The sequence below is a fragment of the Octadecabacter dasysiphoniae genome (assembly GCF_021532615.1).
Classification (GTDB): domain Bacteria; phylum Pseudomonadota; class Alphaproteobacteria; order Rhodobacterales; family Rhodobacteraceae; genus Octadecabacter; species Octadecabacter dasysiphoniae.
Window position 1 is genome coordinate 865,727 of the sequence record NZ_JAKGAQ010000001.1, and the last position, 23,079, is coordinate 888,805.

Sequence of the window (23,079 nt, forward strand, 5' to 3'; positions counted from 1 at the left end):
ATCAACCGGCCCCCGCACTGCACATCATAAGTGAACTGGGGTATCGAGTGGGACAGGCAAAACGTATCAAAGTATCCATGGCTACCCTGTTGGCAGCCAGTGTTTTGACGGGCTGTATGGCCGAAGACATGGGCCGCGACCTTGTTTCGCGCGCGGGCGGGATCATTGGCAATGACACAACAGTTGTGGCACCGGATCAGAACGCCGCTGCGCTGAATGGCGAATTGTCCAACGGTGAGCGTTCCGAACTGATCGATGATTTGTTGAACCGCCGCTCTGTCCTTCCTGCGGGCCCTTACCGCCAAGTTGCGTCTTCCGTCCTTGCCGCCAATTCCCGCGCCGCCGAGGCTGAGCTGCGCGCCGCAATGCTGCGATCCAAAGCGCGCGAGATGAACTGGCTGCCTTCCCTTGGCCCTACGATTTCCCTTAATTCCCTCGGTTCCATCGTGGCCGGGCTTCTGGTTGAACAAACACTGTTTGATGGCGGTGCCAAGCGCGCCGAACGTGAATTTGCACGCGCCGACGTCGAAGTTGCCGCCGTTGCACTGGCCCAAGATACCAATGATCGCGTGTACCAAGCGCTTGATCTTTACCTCACTATTCAAGCGTCAAACGCGCGCGCGGCTGTCAACGAAGGCGGCATGTCGCGGATGGAACGGTTCGAATACGTTATGTCCGAACGTGTGAACGCGGGCATCAATGACCGCGCCGATCTGCAATTGGTGCAGCAAAAGCTGACGCAGATGCGGTCTGATGTTCTGGAAGACCGCGAAGCGGCATCCTCTGCGCGCAACGAACTAGCGGCGATGTCTGCCACGTCCCTCGATGGTATCAGTGGTATCTCAAATCTTGGCGACGTCGCAGGCGCGACCCAGCCGCTTGACGTTATGAAAGTCTCAGCCGAAGGCACGCGCACCTTGGCAGAGGCCCGCGCGATGCAAGCCGGATATATGCCCAACATTACAGCATCCGGCACCATCGGCCAAAGCGACAGTGCGGGCATTGGCATCGGCATCCCCAAAGGTCTGGGGTTCGGGCGCGGTGCCGACATGGCCGCGATTGACGCCATGGGCGAAGCCGCAGAATTGCAGGTTGCCGAACAGCGCGAAGACAGCGCACGCGCCGTCGCCGCGATTGAGGGACAGGTGACGTCCCTTCGCCGCCAGCAGGCCAACATTCAAACGATTATCAATCAAGCCAACGACAACTACACGCTGTTTGAACAGCAGTTGCGCGCAGGCCAGCGGACCGTGCCCGAAGTCGTCGGTGTGTTTCGCACCAAACTGGACGCGGAACGTGACGCTGTCGCGCTGACATATGACCTTGCGCGCCAGGAACTGAAACTGGCGCTGATTTACGGCACCCTCGTGGACGGAGAAGACATTTGACCGGCCCAGTCCTCGCTTTTGACATCAACGCCACCCGTGGCGGCAAAATCACCCGTGTCTCCAAAGCCGAAGACACATGTGAAACACCCGTGCTGGACACGCCGATCGCGTCCACGGCAGCCCGAGTGGATGACCGCTATTCCGACAAAGCGAAATCGCGCGCCGATCTTGCCGCGACCTATGCCGGTTTGTTGGGGGTGGACATCGTACGCTCTGACTTGCTTGAGGTCATGACAACAGCCGACGGCGACGACATTACGCCACGCGCGATGGCAAAGGCCCTGAACGACGCCGGGCTGATCACATCCGTTTCCACAGACGCGCGCCCGACACCCGATCAATGGCCTGCCTTGGTTGAAATGACATCCGGCCATGTGTTGCTGGTGCTGGATCAAACCGACGATTGTTTCGTGGTTTTTGACACGACCTGCAAAGGCAACCGCGCCGAAGTGCCCGTCACAGATTTCATGCCCTATTTCAGCGGCCTGATCCTTCGTGCGGACATGGCCGTTAAGGATCTGACAGCAAAACACGCCAACAAAGGCAAAAAGGCCCATTGGTTCTGGGGGGAAATGCTCCAATTTCGCCGCCACATCGCCGAAGTCATGTTGGGGTCCTTCGTGGCCAACCTTTTGGCTGTGGCCGTGGCGCTGTTTTCACTACAGGTCTATGACCGCGTCATCCCGCACCAATCCACCGCCACGCTTTGGGTTCTCGCCATCGGCGCGGGCCTTGCGATGCTGCTCGAGGCCGGTTTGCGCATCGCACGCGCGCGCCTGATGGACGGGGCAGGGCGCAAGATCGAATTGCAGGTACAGTCTTTGCTGATGGACCGCCTTTTGGGGATGCGCCGTGGCAAAGAAGGCCAATCGCCCTCGGGTTTGTTTTCCGCCGTGCGCGAATTCGGCTCCGTGCGGGAATTTTTCACGGCCTCCACAATCGGCACACTGACAGATTTGCCCTTTATTGTGCTGTTCCTTGCCCTTGTGGCCTCCATCGGTGGCAACGTTGTTTGGGTGTTGTTTGTCGGTGGTTTGTTGATGGTTCTGCCGTCCTTCTTTTTGCAAAAGAAGATGATCAAGCTGACCCAGCAAACCCAAGGTGCATCGGCCAAATCCAACAAGCTGCTGCACGAGGTCATCTACGAGGCCGACACAATCAAAGCGCAGCGCGGCGAAGACCGGTTTAAGCGCCTGTGGTCTGAACTGTCCGCCGTGTCGTCCTTGGCCACGTCCGAGCAGCGCAAACTGGCCTCCACCCTGACGTTCTGGGCGCAAGGCGTGCAGCAAGCGACCTATGTGGCCGCCGTTGTTGCGGGCACGTTCATGGTGTTCACTGGCGAATTCACTGTCGGTACAATCATCGCTGTTGGCATCCTGACCAGCCGCACATTGGGCCCGCTGACACAGCTTGCCGCGACCCTTGCGCGCTGGTCCAACGTCAAAGCCGCGCTTGAGGCATTGGGCGAGATCGCGGACGCAGAACAAGACCAGGAAGAAGACCGCACATACCTGCGCCGCGAAGACATGCAAGGCGGGTTTGAGCTGCGCGAAATTACCTTCTGCTACAACGAAGACAGCGGCCAGACGCTGGATATCCCCGGTCTTAAGATCGAACCGGGCCAGCGGATTGCGGTGCTTGGGTCTAACGGGTCCGGCAAATCGACCATGCTGAAAATCCTGTCAGGTATCTACAAACCCACCAAAGGGCGCGTGCTGATTGACGGTGTCGATATGGGCCAAGTGATGCCGCGCGATTTGCGCCGCTCTATCGGCTATCTGTCCCAAGAGGTGCGTCTGTTTTCCGGCACTTTGCGCGAAAACCTGAACCTGACGTTGTTGGAACGCGATGATGATCGCCTGTTGGCGTCGCTTGATTTTGCGGGCCTTGGCCAGTTTGTGCGCAACCACCCCAAGGGTCTGGATTTGGAAATTTCCGATGGCGGCGAAGGGCTGTCCATCGGGCAGCGTCAGTCTATCGGTTGGGCGCGCCTGTGGCTGCAAGACCCGCAGGTTTGCCTGCTGGACGAACCGACTGCGGCGCTTGATCAAACGCTTGAATCCACCTTGGTTAGCCGCCTTGAAACATGGCTTGAGGGGCGGACCGCGATCATTGCGACCCACCGTGTTCCGATCCTTGAACTCACGACACGCACCGTAATCCTGCAAAACGGCCGCTTGGCTGTGGATGGCCCGCGCGAAGAAGTGCTGGCGCATCTACAAGGCAAAAACAAAAAGGCGACCGCGTAATGGTGACCCTCGATCAGGAATTCGAAAATCGTGTGCGCGGCCCGTCGCTGTTGATCTGGCTGATCGGCGCGACTGTTCTGATTTTTATCCTTTGGGCCAAGTTCGCAGCGATTGACGAAATTGTGCGCGCCAAGGGCAATGTTGTGTCCGCGTCCCGCCCGCAAATTATTCAAAACCTCGAAGGGGGTATTCTGGCTGAATTGATGGTGACCGAGGGCGATCAGGTAGAAGAAGGCGATGTGCTGGCCCGCCTGCGCGGCACCCAGTTTGAAACCTCTGTTGATGATCTGCGCGAACAGGTGATTGCCGGCGAAATCCGCCGTCTGCGCCTTGAAGCCGAGATCGAGGGGATGTTCGATTTCAACGTGCCTGACGCGGTTCTGGCCTATTCGCCCGATATGGTCGCGTCCGAGCGTGCGCTTTTGGCCGCGCGCCAGTCCGATTACGTGGGCCGCACCGAAGGCGCGCAAAGCATCGTCAACGAAACCCGCCGCGAACTGGCGGTGATGGAAGACTTGTACAACCGTGAAATCGCCGCATTGATCGAAGTCACCCGCGCGCGCAAAGCGAACTCGGACGCTGTGAACAACTACAACGAAATGGTCACCCGCGCCGAACTGGAACGCGCGTCCGAATACAGCGATACGCTGTCGGCGCTGGCCACATTGCGTCAGGATTTGCGCGTGGCAGAAGACCGCCTTGATCGCACAACAATCGTGTCGCCGATGCGCGGCATTGTGAACAATCTCGGTGTGACAACAATCGGCGGCGTCATCCGCCCGGGCGAAGAGATTTTCCAGATTACCCCGATCGGGGATGAACTGTTCGTTGAAGCAGAAGTATCCCCGTCCAATATCGCAAACGTCATTCCCGGGCAGGCCGCGACGATTAAGCTAAGCGCATATGATTACACGATTTACGGGGCGCTGACCGGCGAAGTGCAATTGATTTCAGCGGACACATTCGAGGATGAGCGCGACCCAAATGCGCCGCCCCACTACCGCGTCACGCTGCGCGTGGACACAACGGATCTGGGCGCACGTGAATCCCAGATTGAAATTCGCCCCGGCATGCAGGCCGACGTCGAATTGCACACCGGATCAAAGACGGTTTTGCAGTATTTGACAAAGCCGCTTTATCGGTCCCAAGAAGCCCTGCGCGAACCCTAAAGCAGGCTGAGCTGCGCGTCATATCGCGTCAGCAATTTCGGTATTTTGCTTTTGAATTTGAAAAACCCTGCCGAGGCATGGGGCCATGCCGCTTCGTCGTAGGGCCGCACAAGCTGCACGAGCGGCGTTTTGAGCGACCCCAGCGCATCCGCGGTTCCGCCAACGGGTGCATACGACATCACAATCGCATCCAAACAGTGCTGCGCGGCCCAGTCGTCAATTTGGGTAGGGCTGGCGTGGCGGGTCAGGGGGCCGATGCGCTGTTCAAGGTCGTCCATCGCGCTTTCAACAAACTGGTCTACAATCGGGGCGGTGCGCAGCGGACTGCGGTGCGCCACACCGTTAAATGCGCTTTGGGCGGCGGGTGTAATCTGATCAAACATCCACTCGGGTGACAGATCGTCCTCGGTGATCAACAGGCCGACTTTGCCCGATGGAACGGCACCTGAAATCGGCGGTGCGGTTCTTTCGGGTGGGGGTGGCCCGTCAAGTGGGGCGGCGAATGTCGCGAGCCCCGTGGGCTTAAACCGCCCGTCCGTGTATTTTGCAATATTATCGGGCCGCGCAAGGTAGGTCTTGCCGATGGTCTGCAACCCGGCCACCCACCGCCAGCCAAGCGTGTTGGACGCCGCGTCGCCATCTAGCAAGTGGCGCATGAAGAAATCCGCGCCCAACTCCCAAGGCAGCCGCAGTGTGAAAATCCAGATCGATGCAAACCACATGCGCGCGTGATTGTGCAAATAACCCGTCTGTACCAATTCCTGCGCCCAGGCATCAAAACACGCAATTCCTGTATCCCCACCACAGGCGGCTTCCCATTCGCGGCGCAGGCCTGCCCCCGTTTGCACATGGTTCATCGCCGCGTTCAGGCCGACACGATAATTGCTCCATGCGGATGGGCGCTGTTCCAGCCAGCCCTTCCAATACGTGCGCCAATACACTTCCTGAATAAACTTTTCCGCCGCCGCTGGCGAATGGCGTGCCAATACTGCTTTCAACACGTCATCTTCCGTGATCATGCGGTGGCGTAAATAGGGGGACAGCCGCGACACGTCGTCATGGCCGGGGCGGTCATAATTGCGCTTGCTCGCGTAATCCCGCCCCGCTTTGGGCGCGAATTGGGCAAGTCGATCAAGGGCTGCGGTGCGTGTGGGGGTAAACATCATGTAAAGCCAACTAGCGGTGGTTGTAATCGGTTCAAGTCGTGCCTTTATATTGCCTCCAAAGGTGCCCTTGTGGCCCCCGATTTGCGCCACTAAGGTTTGCGTAACACAATTCCTGTACACGGCGCCGAACGCGTCCCAAATACCGAGGCAAAGCCCATGCATGATCCCGTAGAAACCTACATGAATCTCGTTCCTATGGTGGTCGAACAGACCAGCCGCGGTGAACGCGCCTACGATATTTTCTCTCGTTTGTTGAAAGAACGGATCATTTTTGTAAATGGCCCGATCCACAGCGGAATGAGCCACCTGATCGTCGCACAATTGCTGCACCTTGAGGCGGAGAACCCGAAAAAAGAAATCAGCATGTATATCAATTCACCGGGCGGCGAAGTGTCTGCCGGCATGTCGATTTATGACACGATGCAATACATCAAACCCAAGGTCAGCACGCTGATTTGCGGTATGGCAGCCTCAATGGGGTCGGTGATTGCAGTTGGCGGCGAAAAAGGCATGCGGTTCGCGCTGCCAAACGCCGAAGTGATGGTGCACCAGCCCTCTGGTGGGGCACAAGGCATGGCATCGGATATTCTAATCCGCGCCAACCACATCCAACGCACCCGTGAACAGCTGTATAAACTTTATACAACGCACACAGGCCAAACCCAAAAGGCCGTTGAAAAGGCGCTGGATCGCGACACGTGGATGACGCCGCAAGAAGCCAAAGATTGGGGCCATATCGACGAAATCGTCGAAAACCGCACCAAAGAAGATGACGATAGCTAATGTAACACATCGCGTTTTGGCGTTGTAGACAATTTCGGGCTGCCGTAGGGTACGTGCCAAAGCAGCCCGAAACATATTTTAAGGCCCCGAACGTGCGGGAAAAAGCCGAAGGAAATCGACATGGCGACAGCGTCTGGCGGCGACAGCAAAAACACCCTTTATTGTAGCTTTTGCGGCAAGAGCCAGCATGAGGTGCGCAAACTGATTGCAGGGCCGACCGTGTTCATCTGTGATGAATGCGTTGAACTTTGTATGGACATCATCCGCGAGGAAACCAAATCAGCGGGCCTCAAGGCGTCTGAGGGTGTTCCGACACCATTGGAAATCTGTCAGGTGCTGGATGATTACGTTATTGGCCAATCCCACGCGAAACGCGTTTTGTCCGTGGCTGTTCACAACCACTACAAACGCCTGAACCACGCCGAGAAATCGGATATTGAGCTGGCGAAATCCAACATCATGCTGATCGGCCCAACGGGCTGTGGTAAGACTTTGTTGGCCCAAACGCTGGCTCGCATTCTTGACGTGCCGTTCACGATGGCCGACGCGACGACCCTGACCGAAGCGGGTTATGTCGGCGAAGACGTTGAAAACATCATTCTGAAATTGCTTCAGGCCTCTGAATACAACGTCGAACGCGCGCAGCGCGGCATCGTTTACATTGACGAAGTCGATAAGATTACCCGCAAATCCGACAACCCCAGCATCACCCGCGATGTATCGGGTGAAGGCGTCCAACAGGCGTTGCTGAAGATCATGGAAGGCACCGTTGCCTCCGTTCCTCCGCAGGGGGGGCGCAAGCATCCGCAGCAGGAATTCCTTCAGGTCGACACGACGAACATCTTGTTCGTCTGCGGCGGCGCGTTTGCGGGCCTCGACAAGATTATCGCGCAGCGTGGCAAAGGTGCTGGCATGGGCTTTGGCGCAGAAGTGCGCGGCCCCGATGATCGCGGTGTCGGTGAGATTTTTACAGACCTCGAACCAGAAGATCTGCTGAAATTTGGCCTGATCCCTGAATTTGTTGGTCGTCTTCCCGTGATTGCGACGCTCGAAGACCTCGACGAAGACGCGCTTGTCACGATCCTGTCCAAGCCCAAAAACGCATTGGTTAAGCAATACCAGCGCCTGTTCGAACTCGAAGATGCCAAGCTGACCTTCACCGAAGATGCCCTGACAGCAATCGCGAAACGTGCGATTGAACGCAAAACGGGCGCCCGTGGTCTGCGATCCATCATGGAAGACATCCTTCTTGATACGATGTTTGAACTGCCGGGCATGGACACTGTCACCGAAGTTGTCGTCAACGAAGAGGCCGTTGGCCCTGACGCGCAACCGTTGATGATCCACGATGAAAGCAAAAAAGAACCTGCGACGGCTGGATAATGTCGATCCGTCGCATTTCGTCCGGTGGGGAATTTGAAGCCAAAGTCGGCTATTCGCGTGCCGTCGTCGCCGGTGGATTTGTCCATGTGTCAGGCTGTGTTGGCGTAGATCGCGCCACAGGCGATGTCCCAGCTGATGTCACGCAGCAATGCCGTTTGGCCCTTGAAATCATTGGAAATGCTTTGTCAGAAGCGGGCGTTTCTTTTGCCGATGTCATCCGGGTGACCTACATGCTGCCTGATGCGGCTGAGTTCGAACCCTGCTGGCCGTTGTTGAAAGACGCCTTTGGGGCAAACCCGCCCGCCGCGACCATGATCGAATGTGGGCTGATTGATCCCAAGTATCGGATCGAAATCGAAGTCACCGCGCTGGCGGGATAACGCGCCCGAACCACGCAGCCTCTGGACCTTGGTCGTGTTATCAGGCATGACAAAGCATAGCCAAACGGAGCCGAAGTCATGGGCGTTTTCAACTTTATCAAACGTATTTTCACGTGGTGGGACGGGCAGACGCTCGGCACACAGTTGTGGACATGGCGTAAAGGCAAAAAGGTCGGCGAAGACGCGCTTGGCAATATCTATTACACGAACGCTGCCGGTGATCGCCGTTGGGTCATCTACAATGGCGAAATTGAGGGCAGTCGCGTCAACCCCGACTGGCATGGTTGGCTGCACCACACGTGGGACGAAACGCCAAAAGATGCGCCATTGGCCCACAAAGATTGGGAAAAGCCCCACGAGGCAAACCTGACAGGGACGGCCGAGGCCTATGCCCCGAAAGGGTCCATTCGCCGTTCGGACCCGGCACCGCGTTCCGATTACGAAGCCTGGACGCCGGAATAAACGATGCGTGAAAACACCACCGAAGTTGTCGTGGGCGCCGCCGTACTGGCAGCAGCGCTCGGGTTTTTGTGGTACATCGCCAGCGCCACGGGGCTGAGTGGTGGCACGGCTGGCCTTAACCTGACTGCGAATTTCCGATCAGCCGAAGGCGTGACAGTCGGCACGGACATCCGCATGGCAGGTGTATCAGTCGGCACGGTCAGCGGCCTTGATCTGAACCTTGAAACATACCGCGCCGATGTGACGTTCGCGATTGATGAAGGTATCGCCATTCCCGATGACAGCGCCGCAGTCGTCGCATCCGAAGGCTTGCTGGGCGGCACGTTCGTTGAATTGGTGCCCGGCGGATCGTTTGAAATGTTCGCGGACGGTGCGTTGGTGCAAGACACGCAAGGCGCCGTAAGCCTGATCCAGCTGTTGCTAAAGTTCGTTGGCGGGGACGAGGCGTGAAATGGCTGGTCACAGCGCTGGCGCTTTGCCTGGCGTTGCCACTTGCCGCACAACAGTCAACGACCGCACCTGGCGGGACTCTTCGCGTTCTCGACAAGATCACAGGTCGCACACAAGACATTGAATTTCGCAATGGTCAGACGCAGATGGTTGGCCTTTTGGCCGTGACGATGACCGAATGCCGCTTTCCAAGCGGCAACCGCACGGGCGATGCCTACACCTTGTTGACCGTTGTTTACAACAATTCCACCGACCCCGTGTTTCGCGGCTGGATGATCGCATCTGCGCCCGCGTTGAACGCGCTGGATCATCCGCGTTACGATGTTTGGGCGTTGCGTTGTAGCAGCGAATAGGGGGCTGGCACGGCCTTTTGGCGGTCAAACCCCGCGTCCAATGCCAAGGCCGCGCTTAGCATTTTTCGGTAGTCCGAGCGCGGGATTTCTGCCCCGCCCAAGCTGCGCAAATGCGGTGTGATAAACTGTGTATCAAACAGCGCGAAGCCGCCTTCGCGCAAACGGTCCACCAAATAAGCCAGCGCTACTTTGGATGCATCGGTGCGCGTGCTGAACATGCTTTCGCCAAAGAACGCGCCGCCCAATGTGATGCCAAAGACACCCCCGACAAGGGCCCCGTCTTCCCTGATCTCGATAGAACGTGCCAAACGGGCAAGGTGCAATTGGCCGTAAAGTTCAGCCAGCATATCGTTGATCCACGTTTCATCGCGAGCGGCACAACCGGCAACTACGCCTGCAAAATCAGTATCATAGGTGATTTGAAACCGGCCTGATTTGATGGTCTTGCGCAATGACCGGGAGATATGGAATTGATCCAACGGCAACACGCCACGCTGGCGTGGGTCCACCCAGAACAGCTCCGTGTCGTCGCGATGTTCTGCCATCGGGAAAATCCCGCCGGCATAGGCAGCGACCAACATATCAGGGGTGAGTGTCGTCGTCATAATTTCCCTTTTCTCGCGATGGTTGTTGCACGATCAGGCTGGGGGGTAAATAATTCGATAACCTTAGAGAGGGGCATTTGACTTGGGCTTTTTTGATTTTATCGCGGATCTTCCACACTACCACGACCATTCCGCGCCCGTACCCCGTATGAACAAACGCTACGAAGCGCTGATCGAACCCTTTGAGGGTGACATTTCAGGCGCCAAGGTTCTTGATCTGGCGTCCCATGACGGGCGCTGGTGTTATGCCTTTGCGGGGGCGGGGGCCGCGTCTGTTGTCGGGATCGAGGGGCGGCAGGACATGGTGGACAAGTTCACCGACTATCCAGATGCCGCCCTGCGTGACAAAATCGAATTGCGCGTTGATGATCTGTATGAAGGAATGGAAAAAGCCATCGCCAACGGGGAAACCTATGATGTTGTTGGTGTTTTTGGAATTCTGTACCACCTTATGGATCATTTCCGCCTGTTCCAATTGGTCCGGAGATTGAAGCCAAAACTGATCATTGTGGACAGTGAATTTCTGTTGCGACCCGCGCCGATCATGATGCTGATCACCGAACGCACGTCCAACGTCCTGAACGCGATCCCGCAGTACGAAGGGCAGGAACGTGCGATCAAAGCGGTGCCGAGTTTTCGCGCGATGGAAAAAATGGCAGAGGCGCTGGCGTTTGATATTGATTGGGTGGATTGGAACGCGCGCGCCGAAGATGACCGGCGCGGTGTGTCGGATTATTACCGCAGTGAAAAGATGAGGCGCGGCACCTGCGTGCTGCGCCCCAAATAATTACTGTAGGTTTTCCTCGAGCCAGTGTTCCAGCCAGTGGATGTTGTAATCCCCTGTTAACACTGCATCTTCTTGCAACAATGCATGGAACAACGGCACGGTCGTATCTACTCCGTCCACGATCAATTCCCCAAGGGCGCGGGCCAAACGGGCCAGTGCTTCGGGGCGATCGCGGCCGTGGACGATCAATTTGCCGATCAAGCTGTCGTAGTACGGCGGGATTGAATAGCCGTCATAAAGCGCGGAATCCATCCGCACGCCGAGGCCACCGGGGGCGTGAAACTGCGTGATCCGACCCGGGCAGGGTGAGAAATTAGGCAGCTTTTCCGCATTGATCCGCACTTCGATCGCGTGGCCGCGAATTTTCAGATCGTCCTGCGTGAATGACATTGGCATGCCGGACGCCACACGGATTTGTTCGCGCACAAGGTCCTGATCGAAAATGGCCTCAGTAACGGGGTGTTCCACCTGAAGACGGGTGTTCATTTCGATGAAATAAAACTCGCCGTTCTCGTACAGAAATTCGATCGTGCCGGCACCGATGTAGTTGATGCGCGCACAGGCGTCGGCGCAGACTTTGCCGATTTCGGCGCGTTCCTTGGCGCTGATCGCGGGGCCGGGGGCTTCTTCGAACACTTTTTGGTGGCGGCGCTGAAGCGAACAATCACGTTCGCCCAAATGCACGGCATTGCCTTTTCCGTCACCGAAAACCTGGATTTCGATGTGGCGCGGGGTGGTCAGATATTTCTCGATGTAGACATCGGGATTGCCGAAATTTGATTTCCCTTCGGCGCGGGCCGTCTGGAATGCAGATTTCATGTCTTCGGCGGAATTGGCGACCTTCATCCCCTTACCGCCGCCACCTGCTGTGGCCTTGATAATAACGGGATAGCCGAATTCTTCGCCAATTTTAAGGGCGTCTTCGACGGTATCTACACCGCCTTCGGACCCTGGCACGCACGGCACGCCAAGGGCCTTCATCGTATCCTTGGCGGTAATTTTATCGCCCATCGTGCGGATATGTTCCGCGGTGGGGCCGATAAATGTCAGGCCGTGGTCTTCGACGATCTGCACGAACTGGGCGTTCTCGCTCAGGAAACCATAGCCGGGGTGGATTGCTTGTGCCCCGGTGATTTCACAGGCCGAGATGATGGCTGGAAAGCTGAGGTAACTTTGCTGTGCAGAGGGCGGGCCAATACAAACGGATTCGTCCGCCATACGCACGTGCATCGCATCAGCATCAGCGGTGGAATGAACGGCAACGGATCCGATGCCCATTTCGCGACAGGCACGGATGACACGAAGGGCTATTTCGCCGCGGTTCGCGATGAGGATTTTGTCAAACATGGCGCAGGCCTATTCGACGATCATCAGCGGGGCGCCGAATTCCACGGGCGCGCCGTCACCAACGACGATGCGCTTGACCGTGCCGGATTTGGGCGCGGGAATGTGGTTCATGGTTTTCATTGCTTCGATGATCAGCAATGTGTCGCCTTCTTTGACGCTGTCGCCGACTTTAACGAAGGCGGGCGCGTCCGGTTCGGGTGCCATGTAGACGGTCCCGACCATGGGTGACGTTACAGCGCCTGGCAGGCTTGCCGGGTCTGCTGTTGGTTCAGCGGCAGGTGCGGCTGCGGGGGCTGCGGCGGGCGCAACTGGCGCGGCGGCTGGCGCTGGTGCCATCTGGGTCACGACCTGTGCGGGGTGCTGGCGGCTGACGCGCACGTTCAGCGCGTCGTTTTCGCCGTATTCGCGTTTGACCTGAAGTTCGGTCAGATCATTTTCGCGCAGCAGTTCGGCCAGTGCCTGAATAAAGCTGACATCGGTATCATGAGGCGTTTTTTTGGTCATTGTTCCCCCGGCTTTTAGCCTGTCCTGTTGCCTGTCTTTTGGGCGTGTACGCTGGGTTTAGCGCAAACGCTAACAAAGTCCTACACCAAGGTGGCGAGGGGGGGAAGCGGGCGAGGCGGGGAAAAATGACGCCACGTCAGTCAGAACGGATCGATCATGCCTCTGGGGGGAGGTTCTGTTTGGGGGCGTCCTGCTTTTCGGGCAGCATAGAGATGCCGTAAGGTTTCAGCATGCGCTGGACCTCGGACACGCCGGAGGTATCCAGTTTTGGTGCGGCATCTTCGTCAGATAATGCGGCTTTACTGACCAAACCAGTCTGGGACGGGCTTGCCGGGGCGGGGATCGGAATATCTGGGGAGGGGTCTTTTGTGGTTGCCGCTGCATCTGCGGACGCACGCCCATCCGGTTGCGCAGGTTCTGGTGCGGCTTGTTGTGCTGTCAAAGCAGGAGCTTGCCCTTGCGTTACTTGAAGTTCCATCTTGTGCTCCAATCCTTAGAACGGAGCCCCCACCACAGATATAAGACAGCAAAAGATTTAAGGAATCGTGAAAAATTCCGCATGCCCACGTAAAAACGCCGCACAGACGGACTGCGCGGCGTTTTTTCTTAGGGTTGATGCCGGATCAGCTGCTTTTGTTCATCCGGTTTTCGATCAGGTCTTCGACCACGCTTGGGTCTGCCAAGGTGGACGTGTCGCCCAAGGCACCAAAATCATCCTCGGCGATCTTGCGCAGAATGCGGCGCATGATCTTGCCGGAACGGGTTTTCGGCAGGCCCGGCGCCCATTGAATAAGGTCCGGTTTGGCGATGGGGCCGATTTCGGAGCGGACCCATTTTTCAAGTTCCTTGCGCAAGTCTTCGGAAGGTTCTTCGTTGTTCATCAAGGTCACGTAGGCGTAGATGCCTTGGCCTTTGATGTCGTGGGGGTAGCCCACAACGGCCGCTTCGGCGACTTTGACGTGGGCCACAAGGGCGGATTCGACCTCTGCGGTGCCCATGCGGTGGCCGGACACGTTGATCACATCGTCCACGCGGCCCGTGACCCAGTAATCGCCGTCTGCGTCGCGTTTGCAGCCGTCACCGGAGAAATAATAGCCTGCGTAATCGCCGAAATAGGTCTTTTCGAACCGTTCGTGATCGCCCCAGACGGTGCGCATCTGGCCGGGCCAGCTGTCACCGATGCACAGCACGCCTTCGACGTCGTTCCCGTGAATTTCTTCGCCCGATTGAGGATCGAGGACCACAGGTTTGACGCCAAAGAACGGGGCCTGTGCGGCACCGGGTTTCAGGGTCGTGGCACCGGGCAGCGGAGTGAGCATATGGCCACCAGTTTCGGTCTGCCAGAAGGTGTCGACGATGGGCACATTCCCTTTGCCGACCACGTTATAGTACCAATTCCAAGCCTCGGGGTTGATCGGTTCACCAACGGAGCCGAGCAGTTTTAGATCGCTAAGGTCATGTTTTTCCACCCATTCTGGCCCTGCGGCCATCAGCGCGCGGATGGCGGTGGGGGCGGTATAGAATTGGTTAACCTTGTGCTTTGCACAGACTTCCCAGAACCGACCCGCGTCAGGGTAGGTGGGCACGCCTTCAAACATGATCGTCGTGCCGCCGTTGGCCAGCGGGCCGTAGACGATATAGCTGTGGCCTGTGACCCAGCCGACGTCTGCGGTGCACCAGAACACATCGCCGTCGTGATAATCGAACGTGTATTCATGCGTCATCGCGGCGTAGACGAGGTAACCGCCTGTTGTGTGAACGACGCCTTTGGGCTGGCCGGTCGAACCGGAGGTGTAGAGGATGAACAGCGGGTCTTCGGCGGCCATTTCTACGGGTTTTTGGTAATCGTCAGCCTCAAGCACCATGTCGTTGTAGGAATAATCGCGATCTGTCCACGTGGTCTGTTCGCCTGTGCGTTTTACCACAAGACACTTAACAGATTCCTTACAGTGCAGCAGTGCCGCATCCGCGTTAGATTTCAACGGGGTAGAGCGCCCGCCGCGTGGTGCGTGATCGGCGGTGATGACGACTTTGGCGTCGCAGCCGTTGATCCGTGCACCCAAGGCATCCGGTGAAAAGCCTGCGAACACGATGGAATGCACCGCGCCGATGCGCGTACAGGCCAGCATCGCATAGGCGGCTTCGGGGATCATGGGGAGGTAGATTACGACGCGGTCGCCTTTGCTAACCCCCAGATCTTGCAGGATATTTGCCATTTTGCTGACGCTGGTTTGCAAGTCACGGTAGGTGATGTGCATCGCGTCGGTGGTGTTTGGATCGTCCGGTTCCCAGATGATTGCCGTTTGATCGCCGCGCGTTTCAACGTGGCGGTCCACGCAGTTGGCAGAGACGTTCAGCGTGCCGTCCTCGAACCATTTAATGTCAACGTTTCCAGGGGCAAAGGAGGTGTTTTTCACCTTAGAATAAGGCTTAATCCAATCAATCCGCTTGCCATGTTCACCCCAGAACGCATCCGGATCGGCCATGGAATCTGCGTACATCTTTGCATAGGTTTCTGCGTCCGCGTGGGCGGTTTTGGCGAAGGCATCGGTGGGGGGGTATGTGTTGGACATGGGGTCCCTCATTTGTATTTTGGGCGGTATGGGTTTGGTATGGGTTCAGTATGGGTCTGGTATGGCACGATATCTGGGCTTTGGGGCCGATTTTCGCTAAGCCACTGACCTTGAACACAAAACCCGTGAGACGTGTCGGGCAGGACGTATCCTGCCCAACGAAAGTCAGATTGCGAGGTATTTGGAGCGCAAATCCTCGTCCTCAAGCACCTCTTTTGCGGAGCCATCATAGACGACTTTGCCGATGTCGAGGATCACGGCGCGGTCGGCCAGTTTCAGCGCGGCGACGGCGTTTTGTTCTACGATGATGGTCGTGATGCCTTGGTCGCGGATCAGTTCCAGCGTCTTGGCGATTTCTTGCACGATGACGGGCGCGAGGCCTTCGTAAGGTTCATCAAGCAGCAGCACTTTGATGTCGCGGCACAGGGCGCGCGCGATGGCGAGCATTTGCTGTTCGCCGCCCGACAATGTCACGCCGTCCTGTTTGCGGCGTTCCTTGAGGCGGGGGAACAATTCATAGACCCGTTCCAGCGACCAGCCCTTGGGCGGTGCGATCTGTGCGAGCTTGAGGTTTTCTTCGACGGTGAGGCCGGGAATGATGGAGCGGTCTTCGGGCACAAGCTGAATGCCGGATTGTGACGCCTGCCATGATTTCATGTCGTGGACGGGCTGGTGATCAAGCCAGATTTCACCACTGTTCAGCTGTGGGTCATCCATGCGGGCCAGCGCGCGCAGGGTGGAGGTTTTGCCCGCACCGTTGCGCCCCAGCAGTGCAAGGATTTCGCCCTCGTGGATGTCAAAGCTGACGCCTTGGACGATGTAGCTTTCGCCGTAGTAGGCTTCCATGTTCCAGACGGACAGGAATTTGGCATTGGTGGAGGCCATATTGCGGTTTTTGTCGAATGTGCCTTCGGGGCGGAGTTCTTCAACGTGTGTCATGGTACTTCCTTACTTGCGCGGATTCCCAAGGGTATCCGACGGCTGTTCCTTAAACCTGCGCTTCGCCGAGGTAGGCTTCGCGGACCTTCGGGTGGCCTTTGATGTTGTCGGGCGTATCTTCGACAAGAGGGGTGCCTTGGGCCAGAACGGTGATGCGTTCGGCCAGTGAAAACACCACGTTCATGTCGTGTTCAATGATCGCCATGGTGATGCCGCGGGATGTACGGATGTCCTTGAGCAGCTGGATCGTGTTTTCCGTATCTGCGCGGGCCATGCCTGCTGTGGGTTCATCCAGCAGCAAAAGGCGGGGTTCCTGCACAAGGCACATCGCCATTTCAAGGCGGCGTTTGTCGCCCCGTGACATCGAAGATGCCAGCATGTCGGTTTTGTCGAGCATGTTGACTTCGTCGAGCATGGATTCGGCCTTTGCGATCATGTCGCCTTCGTCGCGCACGGATTCGATGGCGTGCATGCGAAAGCTGCCGTCGCGTTTGGCAAAACACGGGATCAGCATGTTTTCGATCACCGTCAGATCGCCGAAGATTTCCGGTGTCTGGAACACGCGGGAAATACCCATCTGGTTGATCTGGTGCGGTTTGCGCCCCAGCACGGATTGGCCGTCAAACACGACAGACCCTGAATCCGGGATCAGTTTTCCGACCAGCACGTTGAGAAGGGTGGATTTACCCGCGCCGTTCGGGCCGATGATCGCGTGGCAGGTGTTTTCTTCCACGTCGAGGTTCACATCACCGAGGGCCTGAAGGCCGCCGAAGCGTTTGTTGACGCCTTTGACTGAGAGGATTGCCATGTTCAGGATTCCTTATCTGCGGTTTTCTTGCGGGTGAACAGGCCAGCGATGCGTTTGCCGCCTTCTACCAGACCACCGGGCAGGAAGATCACGACCAGCATGAACAAGATGCCCATGGTCAGGTGCCAGCCTTTGCCCACGAAAGGGTAGACCAGCGTGACCATCAAATCTTCGAACCCGTCGGGCAGGAAGGCGAACCACTGGTGCAAGATGTCCTTGTTGATTTTGGACACGATGTTTTCGAGGTACTTGATAAAGCCCGCGCCCAGCACTGGGCCCATCAGGGTGCCCGCACCGCCCAGGATCGTCATGATCACGACTTCGCCCGAGGCTGTCCAGAACATGCGTTCGGGGCCAACTTGGGTATCCATGGCGACCATCAGACCACCGGCCAAACCGGCAAACATGCCAGAAATCACGAAGGCCCAGAGCGTGTAGCGTTTGGGTTCAAGACCTGTGTAGTTCATCCGCTGCTGGTTGGATTTGACCGCCCGCAGCATGATCCCGAACGGAGAGCGGAAGATGCGGATGGACAGATAGAACGCGACCAGCATGGCAACGGCAGCGATGTAGTAGCCAAGGTTGAACGTGAACACCCAATTGCCGATTTCCAGCATGTAGGAATTGCCCATTTCAAGCCCGAAGAAATTAGCGCGCCCGATTTCACCGGGGTTCAAAGACCCGAACAACGGGTTGTCCGTGTTCTTGATCTGAAGGCCCGTTTCACCACCTGTGATCGGTGTCAGCACCGAATAAGCGAGGGCGTAGGACATTTGCGCAAACGCCAGTGTCAGGATCGAAAAGTAGATACCCGAGCGGCGCAGGGAGATTTTACCAACCACCCATGAAAACGCACCCGCCACGATGATCGCCATGATGATGGCCGGGATCACGTTGAGCGTGACCAGCTTCATGCTCCAGATCGCGGCGTAGGATCCGACACCGAGAAAGGCGGCGTGTCCAAAGCTGAGGTAGCCCGTAAGGCCAAACAGAATGTTGAACCCGATGGCGAAGATGCCGAAGATCACGAAACGCTGCATCAAGTCGGGGTAGCCCGCGTTGAATTGCGCCATCGCTGATCCTTCGGGGAAGGGATTCAGGATGAAGGGTGCAAAGATCAGCAAACCAAAGATGATCATCAGCAAGGTGCTGTCGTTTGAGGTCAGCCCCAGAAATCCGCCCTTGGCGGGTTTTGCGCGGGCCGGTGTGGAGACCGGCGTTTGTGTTGTTTGATCTGTCATTGGATTATTCCTCCATCACGCCTTTGCGACCCATCAGACCACGTGGGCGGGTCAGCAGGATCAGAATTGCGACAAGGTAGATGATGATTTGGTTGATGCCGGGCAGGATGTCGACGATGGCTGGCATGGATGCAAAGCTTTCGAGGATCCCCAGAAGGAAGCCAGCCGCGACAGCACCGGGCAGTGAGCCCATGCCGCCCACAACAACCACAACAAAGCTGAGCACCAGAAAGTCGAGGCCCATGTTATAGTTCGGGGCAACGATCGGCGCATACATCACGCCCGCCACACCTGCGACTGCCGCTGCAAGACCGAACATGAACGTAAAGCGTTTGTCGATGTTGATGCCCAGAAGGCCGACAGTTTCACGATCCGCCATGCCTGCACGCACAACCATGCCGAAGGTGGTGAATTGCAAAAAGGCGAACACAGCGGCGATGATGATCGCGGAGAAGAAGAAATAGACTAAGCGCCAGTAGGGATACATGATGGTCTGTGCTTCGTATCCGAGGAACACGCCGAAATCCAAAGAGCCGGTAAAGGCCGGTGGGGCAGGGGTCTGGATCGGGTTGGCACCGAATGTGTATTTGATGATTTCACCGATCACCAGCGCGAGGCCAAACGTCACGAGGATCTGGTCGGCGTGGGGGCGGTGATAGAAGTGTTTGATCAACCCGCGTTCCATCGCAAAGCCCACAAGGATCATCACCGGAATGGCAAAGATGATCGCGATGGGCACGGCCCATTCCATAATGGTCTGACCGGCGGCCATACCGAACCAGTCCTGCACATAGAATGTTTCGACCTCGAGCGGATTGCCGAGGAAGTCTGTGCGGGTTTCATCCACCACGCGGTGGGATGCGGACAGGATTTTCGATGTGATAACAGCGCAGAACGCGCCCATCATGAACAAAGCACCGTGGGCGAAGTTCACAACGCCCAATGTGCCAAAGATGATGGTCAGGCCAAGGGCGATCAACGCATAAGCGGAGCCTTTGTCGAGACCGTTGAGAACTTGAACGATGATCTGGTCCATGGGGGCGGTTACCTCTGATCGGGGTGCATAGGCTCCGCACGCGCAGTGAAAGCATACTGGTACGCGGCGGGGTGTTGAATTGTCTTAGAAATAAGGTGTCCGGGCGACACGAGATCGCCCGGACAAAGTGGCTTATGCGCCGTTGTTGCACTCACCGAGGGACGCATCTGCGCCGCCCATCTGTGGGTGATCTGGTGCATATGTGACCTGATCAACTGGCGTAACTTCAACGATTTCAACGAGGTCGAATTCGTTTTCGGGGTTCTCTTTGCCGCGCACGACGAGAACGTCCTTGAAGCACTGGTGATCGTCCGCACGATACAGTGTTGGGCCGTTGCCCATGCCGTCAAATTCAAAGCCTTCGAGGGCTTCGACAACTGCACATGGTGCGAAGGAACCCGCACGCTGAACAGCATCCGCATACAGCAGGGTCTGCACGTATGTTGTGTGCGCCGCCTGTGATGGTGGGAAGCCGTACTTTGTACCAAACGACTGAACGAATGCGTTTGTACCTGCGTACTTCGCGCCCAGCTGGTTTTCGATCTTCCAGTCCCAGTTCTGCGAACCAAGGATACCTGCAATGTTCGCGCCCGCACCACGAGCCATCAGCTCGGAGTAGAGAGGAACAACGATTTCGAAGTTCTTACCGTTGGCTTGCGCATCACGCAGGCCGAACTGAACAGCGTTCGTCAGGGAGTTGATCATGTTTCCGCCGTAGTGGTTCAGAACCAGAACGTCGGCACCGGAGTTCAGGACAGGTGCGATGTAGGACGAGAAGTCCGTCTGTGTCAGCGGTGTTTTCACCGAGTTCACTGTTTCCCAACCCATGGCTTCTGTGGAGGCGCGGATGGCTTCCTCAGTTGTGTAGCCCCAGTTGTAGTCGGCTGTCAGGTGGTATGCCTTACGGTCTGTGCCGTACTGCGCCGCCAGAACAGGCGCGAGTGCAGCACCGGTCATGTAGGAGTTGAAGAAGTGACGGAAACCGTTGGCCTTGCGGTCCTTACCGGTTGTGTCGTTGGAGTGGGTCAGACCCGCCATGAACATGATGCCGGCTTCTTGGCAAAGTGCCTGAACCGCAACAGCAACACCGGAGGACGAACCACCCGTGATCATGATAGCGCCGTCTTTTTCGATCATGGAACGTGCAGATGCGCGCGCCGCGTCGGATTTTGTCTGTGTGTCGCCTGTGACGTACTTCACTTCGCGGCCCAGGATACCTGTACCATCGAGAGCTTTGGATGAGAACGTCTGCAACATGCCGCCGTCGCCGCCACCGTTCAGGTGCTCGACTGCCAGCTCATAGGCGCGCAGTTCGTCTGCGCCCTCGTCCGCGTAAGGACCGGACTGTGGAACGTTGAAGCCGAGAACGACTTCGGAGTCGCCCGGTGCGTTGGTGAAGCCAGCATGGCCATCAGCGCGCAGGTACTGTGGAACCGCGAGACCGGCACCAGCAACGGCACCTGTCTTGATCACACCACGACGTGTAAAGTTTGATTTGGACATTTATTATCCTCCCTAGAGAAATGCATCGAAGCCTCCCGCCGCGATGCACGTGCTTTTAGTAGCATACCCAATAGACGGTAGTTTTTACACGGTCTCAATAACCGCCGAGAGAGTAATCACATTTTTGTAAAGACATCGACGCGGCGAAGCGGTATTTTGTAAAGAAATTATCTAAGCGGCGCAGAATTTCGCTGAAAAGGTTAAGGGAATCGTAATGGCAGAACGGGTGCTGACAGGGACGCGGGTGCGCAACCGGCGGTTGGATATCGGATTGCGGCAGGCGCATGTGGCCAAAGCGATCGGGATTTCGGGGTCTTACCTGAATTTGATCGAACACAACCGGCGCAGAATCGGCGCAAGGTTGTTGGGGGATTTGGCGCGGGTGCTTGAGATTGACGCGAAGCTGCTGGAGGACGAAACGGCGGCGTCCGTGTTGGGCCCCGTAAGCGAGGCGGCGGCGTCGTTTCCCGGTATCAGCGTTGAGGATGCGCGCGCCGAAGAACTGGTGGCGCGGTTTCCGGGGTGGGCGGCATTGGTGGCTGCACAGCGCGCGCGTATCATCCAGCTTGAGGCGCGCACCGAGGCGCTGTCCAACCGTCTGGCCCATGACACGCAGATCGCCACGTCCCTGCACGAGGTGATTTCAACGGCAACGGCGATCAGATCAACCGCGTCCATTCTGGCGGAAACGCCGGATCTCGATGCAGATTGGCGCGGGCGGTTTCACACCAACATCGACACGGATTCAGCCCGTCTGGCCGAAAGTTCACAGGCCTTGCTGGGGTTTCTGGATATGGAGATGGAGGGGGGCGGCGCGCAGGATGCATCGCCGCTGGAACAGGCAGAAGCGATCATGGCCCAGAACGGGTTTTATCTGCCCCAATCCGAAACCGCAGAACCCGCGACGTTTGACGCAAGCGCAGACAAGGCCACGCATGCCATCCTGACCAATTGGGCACAGGGCGCGGCGCGCGATGCCGCCGCACTGCCGTTGGCGGAATTTATGCAAGCCGCACGCGCGCTTGCGTTTGATCCGGCACGTCTAGCGGCGCGGTTTCAGGTGCCGCTTGATATGATCCTGCGGCGGTTGACCCATTTGCCCGCCAGTGCAGATGCGCCCCTGATGGGGTTGGCGGTGTGTGACGGCGCGGGGGTTGTGACGTTTCAAAAGCCCGTGCTTGATTTCCGGTTGCCACGGTCGGGGGCGGCGTGCCCGTTGTGGCCGCTGTATCAGGCGATGTCGCAACCGGGGCGGGCGTTGCGCCGCGTTGTGCGCCTGCCCGGTGCGGCGCGCACGCCGTTTGAATGTTTCGCCGTTGCGGGGGCCGTGGGCGATGTGGCCTTTGGGGCAGAACCACGTGTGGTGGCGACGATGCTGGTGCGCCCTGCACGCACCAATGAAACGCCAGATGTGGTTGGGCCGGGCTGTCGTGTGTGCCCGGTGAACGACTGCGCCGCGCGCCGCCACCCGAGCCTGTTGTAACGCGCCTTTGACTTAACCTGCCGGAGCGCGATAATCTGCACGTCGTGCCTTGGGAGGGCGCGAGACCATTGGGGAGGGATCACAACATGGGCCAACGTGTGCTGTTGATCGAAGACGAGCCGAACATCATTGAGGCCATCAGCTATATCCTGTCCAAGGACGGCTGGACGGTGCACACCCATTCAGACGGGGAAACGGCGATGGATAAGGTGCTGCAAGGCGTGCCGGACCTGATCATTCTTGATGTGATGCTGCCGGGGCGGTCGGGCTATGACATTCTGCGCGATTTGCGGGCGGATGGCGTGACGGCGTCGGTGCCCGTGATGATGCTGACCGCGCGCGGGCAGGCCAAGGACCGTGATATGGCCGAACGCCTTGGCGCGACGCATTTCATGACCAAGCCGTTTTCCAACGCCGACATTCTGGATTGCGTGCGCACGCTGGCCACGTCGTGATGTGATGGCGGAACA

The 23,079-nt window shown here is 57.5% G+C and carries 23 protein-coding genes and 1 pseudogene; 12 read left to right on the forward strand and 12 right to left on the reverse strand.

Features of this window, described 5'->3' with window-relative positions; translation table 11 throughout:
* Positions 1-77 precede the first annotated feature (77 nt).
* Genes L0664_RS04265 through L0664_RS04275 form a run of 3 tightly spaced genes read left to right on the forward strand, consistent with a single transcriptional unit; the run spans position 78 to position 4,806 of the window.
* A complete protein-coding gene (locus L0664_RS04265; protein ID WP_235224381.1) occupies positions 78-1,388 on the forward strand; it encodes a TolC family protein in 1,311 nt (436 codons plus the stop codon).
* Positions 1,385-3,637, forward strand: a complete 2,253-nt coding sequence (locus L0664_RS04270) for an ATP-binding cassette domain-containing protein (protein ID WP_268821548.1) — start codon at positions 1,385-1,387, stop codon at positions 3,635-3,637. Before L0664_RS04265 ends, L0664_RS04270 begins: the two co-directional genes overlap by 4 nt.
* Positions 3,637-4,806 carry a beta-barrel domain-containing protein gene (locus L0664_RS04275; protein ID WP_235224382.1) on the forward strand — a complete coding sequence of 390 codons (1,170 nt, stop codon included), beginning with the start codon at positions 3,637-3,639 and terminating at the stop codon, positions 4,804-4,806. The genes L0664_RS04270 and L0664_RS04275 overlap by 1 nt, the downstream gene beginning before the upstream one ends.
* Here the strand turns inward: L0664_RS04275 and L0664_RS04280 are convergent.
* Entirely contained in the window at positions 4,803-5,972 is a 1,170-nt protein-coding gene (locus L0664_RS04280) for an FAD-binding domain-containing protein (RefSeq protein ID WP_336247089.1), read from the reverse strand. The genes L0664_RS04275 and L0664_RS04280 overlap by 4 nt on opposite strands.
* 156 nt (positions 5,973-6,128) lie before the next feature.
* Between L0664_RS04280 and L0664_RS04285 the strand changes: the two genes are divergently transcribed.
* The 6 genes from L0664_RS04285 to L0664_RS04310 all read left to right on the forward strand — a co-directional run bounded on the left by L0664_RS04285 (position 6,129) and on the right by L0664_RS04310 (position 9,783).
* A complete protein-coding gene (locus L0664_RS04285) occupies positions 6,129-6,755 on the forward strand; it encodes an ATP-dependent Clp protease proteolytic subunit (protein WP_235224383.1) in 627 nt (208 codons plus the stop codon).
* Between the two features lie 120 nt (positions 6,756-6,875).
* On the forward strand, positions 6,876-8,138 hold the full coding sequence (clpX, locus tag L0664_RS04290; RefSeq protein WP_235224384.1) for an ATP-dependent Clp protease ATP-binding subunit ClpX: 1,263 nt from the start codon (positions 6,876-6,878) through the stop codon (positions 8,136-8,138).
* A complete protein-coding gene (locus L0664_RS04295; protein ID WP_235224385.1) occupies positions 8,138-8,518 on the forward strand; it encodes a RidA family protein in 381 nt (126 codons plus the stop codon). The genes clpX and L0664_RS04295 overlap by 1 nt, the downstream gene beginning before the upstream one ends.
* A gap of 78 nt (positions 8,519-8,596) precedes the next feature.
* Complete coding sequence (locus tag L0664_RS04300) at positions 8,597-8,980, forward strand: NADH:ubiquinone oxidoreductase subunit NDUFA12 (RefSeq protein ID WP_235224386.1); 384 nt, start codon at positions 8,597-8,599, stop codon at positions 8,978-8,980.
* Between the two features lie 3 nt (positions 8,981-8,983).
* Positions 8,984-9,430, forward strand: a complete 447-nt coding sequence (mlaD, locus tag L0664_RS04305) for an outer membrane lipid asymmetry maintenance protein MlaD (RefSeq protein WP_235224387.1) — start codon at positions 8,984-8,986, stop codon at positions 9,428-9,430.
* Complete coding sequence (locus L0664_RS04310; protein WP_235224388.1) at positions 9,427-9,783, forward strand: DUF2155 domain-containing protein; 357 nt, start codon at positions 9,427-9,429, stop codon at positions 9,781-9,783. The genes mlaD and L0664_RS04310 overlap by 4 nt, the downstream gene beginning before the upstream one ends.
* Here the strand turns inward: L0664_RS04310 and aat are convergent.
* Positions 9,747-10,388 carry a leucyl/phenylalanyl-tRNA--protein transferase gene (gene aat / locus L0664_RS04315; RefSeq protein ID WP_235224389.1) on the reverse strand — a complete coding sequence of 214 codons (642 nt, stop codon included), beginning with the start codon at positions 10,386-10,388 and terminating at the stop codon, positions 9,747-9,749. The two genes, L0664_RS04310 and aat, sit on opposite strands and share 37 nt — an antisense overlap.
* A gap of 82 nt (positions 10,389-10,470) precedes the next feature.
* On the opposite strand from aat, the gene L0664_RS04320 reads away from it, so the two are divergent.
* Positions 10,471-11,175: a class I SAM-dependent methyltransferase gene (locus L0664_RS04320; RefSeq protein ID WP_235224390.1), complete on the forward strand. Its 705-nt coding sequence runs from the start codon at positions 10,471-10,473 to the stop codon at positions 11,173-11,175.
* On the opposite strand, the gene accC is transcribed toward L0664_RS04320, so the two are convergent.
* The 10 genes and pseudogenes from accC to L0664_RS04365 all read right to left on the reverse strand — a co-directional run bounded on the left by accC (position 11,176) and on the right by L0664_RS04365 (position 21,126).
* Entirely contained in the window at positions 11,176-12,522 is a 1,347-nt protein-coding gene (gene accC, locus L0664_RS04325; protein ID WP_235224391.1) for an acetyl-CoA carboxylase biotin carboxylase subunit, read from the reverse strand.
* Positions 12,523-12,531: 9 nt separating this feature from the next.
* Positions 12,532-13,026, reverse strand: coding sequence for an acetyl-CoA carboxylase biotin carboxyl carrier protein (gene accB, locus L0664_RS04330; RefSeq protein WP_235224392.1), 495 nt, complete (start codon positions 13,024-13,026; stop codon positions 12,532-12,534).
* 154 nt (positions 13,027-13,180) lie between these two features.
* Complete coding sequence (locus L0664_RS04335) at positions 13,181-13,504, reverse strand: hypothetical protein (RefSeq protein ID WP_235224393.1); 324 nt, start codon at positions 13,502-13,504, stop codon at positions 13,181-13,183.
* A 145-nt stretch (positions 13,505-13,649) separates the two neighbouring features.
* Positions 13,650-15,599: an acetate--CoA ligase gene (gene acs, locus L0664_RS04340; RefSeq protein ID WP_418888008.1), complete on the reverse strand. Its 1,950-nt coding sequence runs from the start codon at positions 15,597-15,599 to the stop codon at positions 13,650-13,652.
* Between the two features lie 165 nt (positions 15,600-15,764).
* Positions 15,765-16,538 carry an ABC transporter ATP-binding protein gene (locus L0664_RS04345; protein ID WP_418888009.1) on the reverse strand — a complete coding sequence of 258 codons (774 nt, stop codon included), beginning with the start codon at positions 16,536-16,538 and terminating at the stop codon, positions 15,765-15,767.
* 49 nt (positions 16,539-16,587) lie between these two features.
* Complete coding sequence (locus L0664_RS18670; RefSeq protein WP_418888017.1) at positions 16,588-16,812, reverse strand: ABC transporter ATP-binding protein C-terminal domain-containing protein; 225 nt, start codon at positions 16,810-16,812, stop codon at positions 16,588-16,590.
* A gap of 15 nt (positions 16,813-16,827) precedes the next feature.
* Positions 16,828-17,346 (reverse strand): annotated as a pseudogene (locus L0664_RS04350) (ABC transporter ATP-binding protein); the annotation flags it as partial.
* Positions 17,347-17,348: 2 nt separating this feature from the next.
* Positions 17,349-18,485: a branched-chain amino acid ABC transporter permease gene (locus L0664_RS04355; protein WP_235224898.1), complete on the reverse strand. Its 1,137-nt coding sequence runs from the start codon at positions 18,483-18,485 to the stop codon at positions 17,349-17,351.
* 106 nt (positions 18,486-18,591) lie between these two features.
* The gene (locus tag L0664_RS04360; protein ID WP_235224396.1) at positions 18,592-19,623 is read right to left on the reverse strand and encodes a branched-chain amino acid ABC transporter permease; all 1,032 of its coding nucleotides are present in this window, start codon (positions 19,621-19,623) and stop codon (positions 18,592-18,594) included.
* A gap of 132 nt (positions 19,624-19,755) precedes the next feature.
* Positions 19,756-21,126 carry a substrate-binding protein gene (locus tag L0664_RS04365; RefSeq protein WP_235224397.1) on the reverse strand — a complete coding sequence of 457 codons (1,371 nt, stop codon included), beginning with the start codon at positions 21,124-21,126 and terminating at the stop codon, positions 19,756-19,758.
* A 214-nt stretch (positions 21,127-21,340) separates the two neighbouring features.
* Between L0664_RS04365 and L0664_RS04370 the strand changes: the two genes are divergently transcribed.
* Positions 21,341-22,609 (forward strand): short-chain fatty acyl-CoA regulator family protein, encoded by a 1,269-nt coding sequence (locus L0664_RS04370; RefSeq protein ID WP_235224398.1) that lies wholly within the window; start codon positions 21,341-21,343, stop codon positions 22,607-22,609.
* Between the two features lie 86 nt (positions 22,610-22,695).
* Positions 22,696-23,064 (forward strand): response regulator transcription factor, encoded by a 369-nt coding sequence (locus L0664_RS04375; RefSeq protein WP_235224399.1) that lies wholly within the window; start codon positions 22,696-22,698, stop codon positions 23,062-23,064.
* Positions 23,065-23,079: the final 15 nt, after the last annotated feature.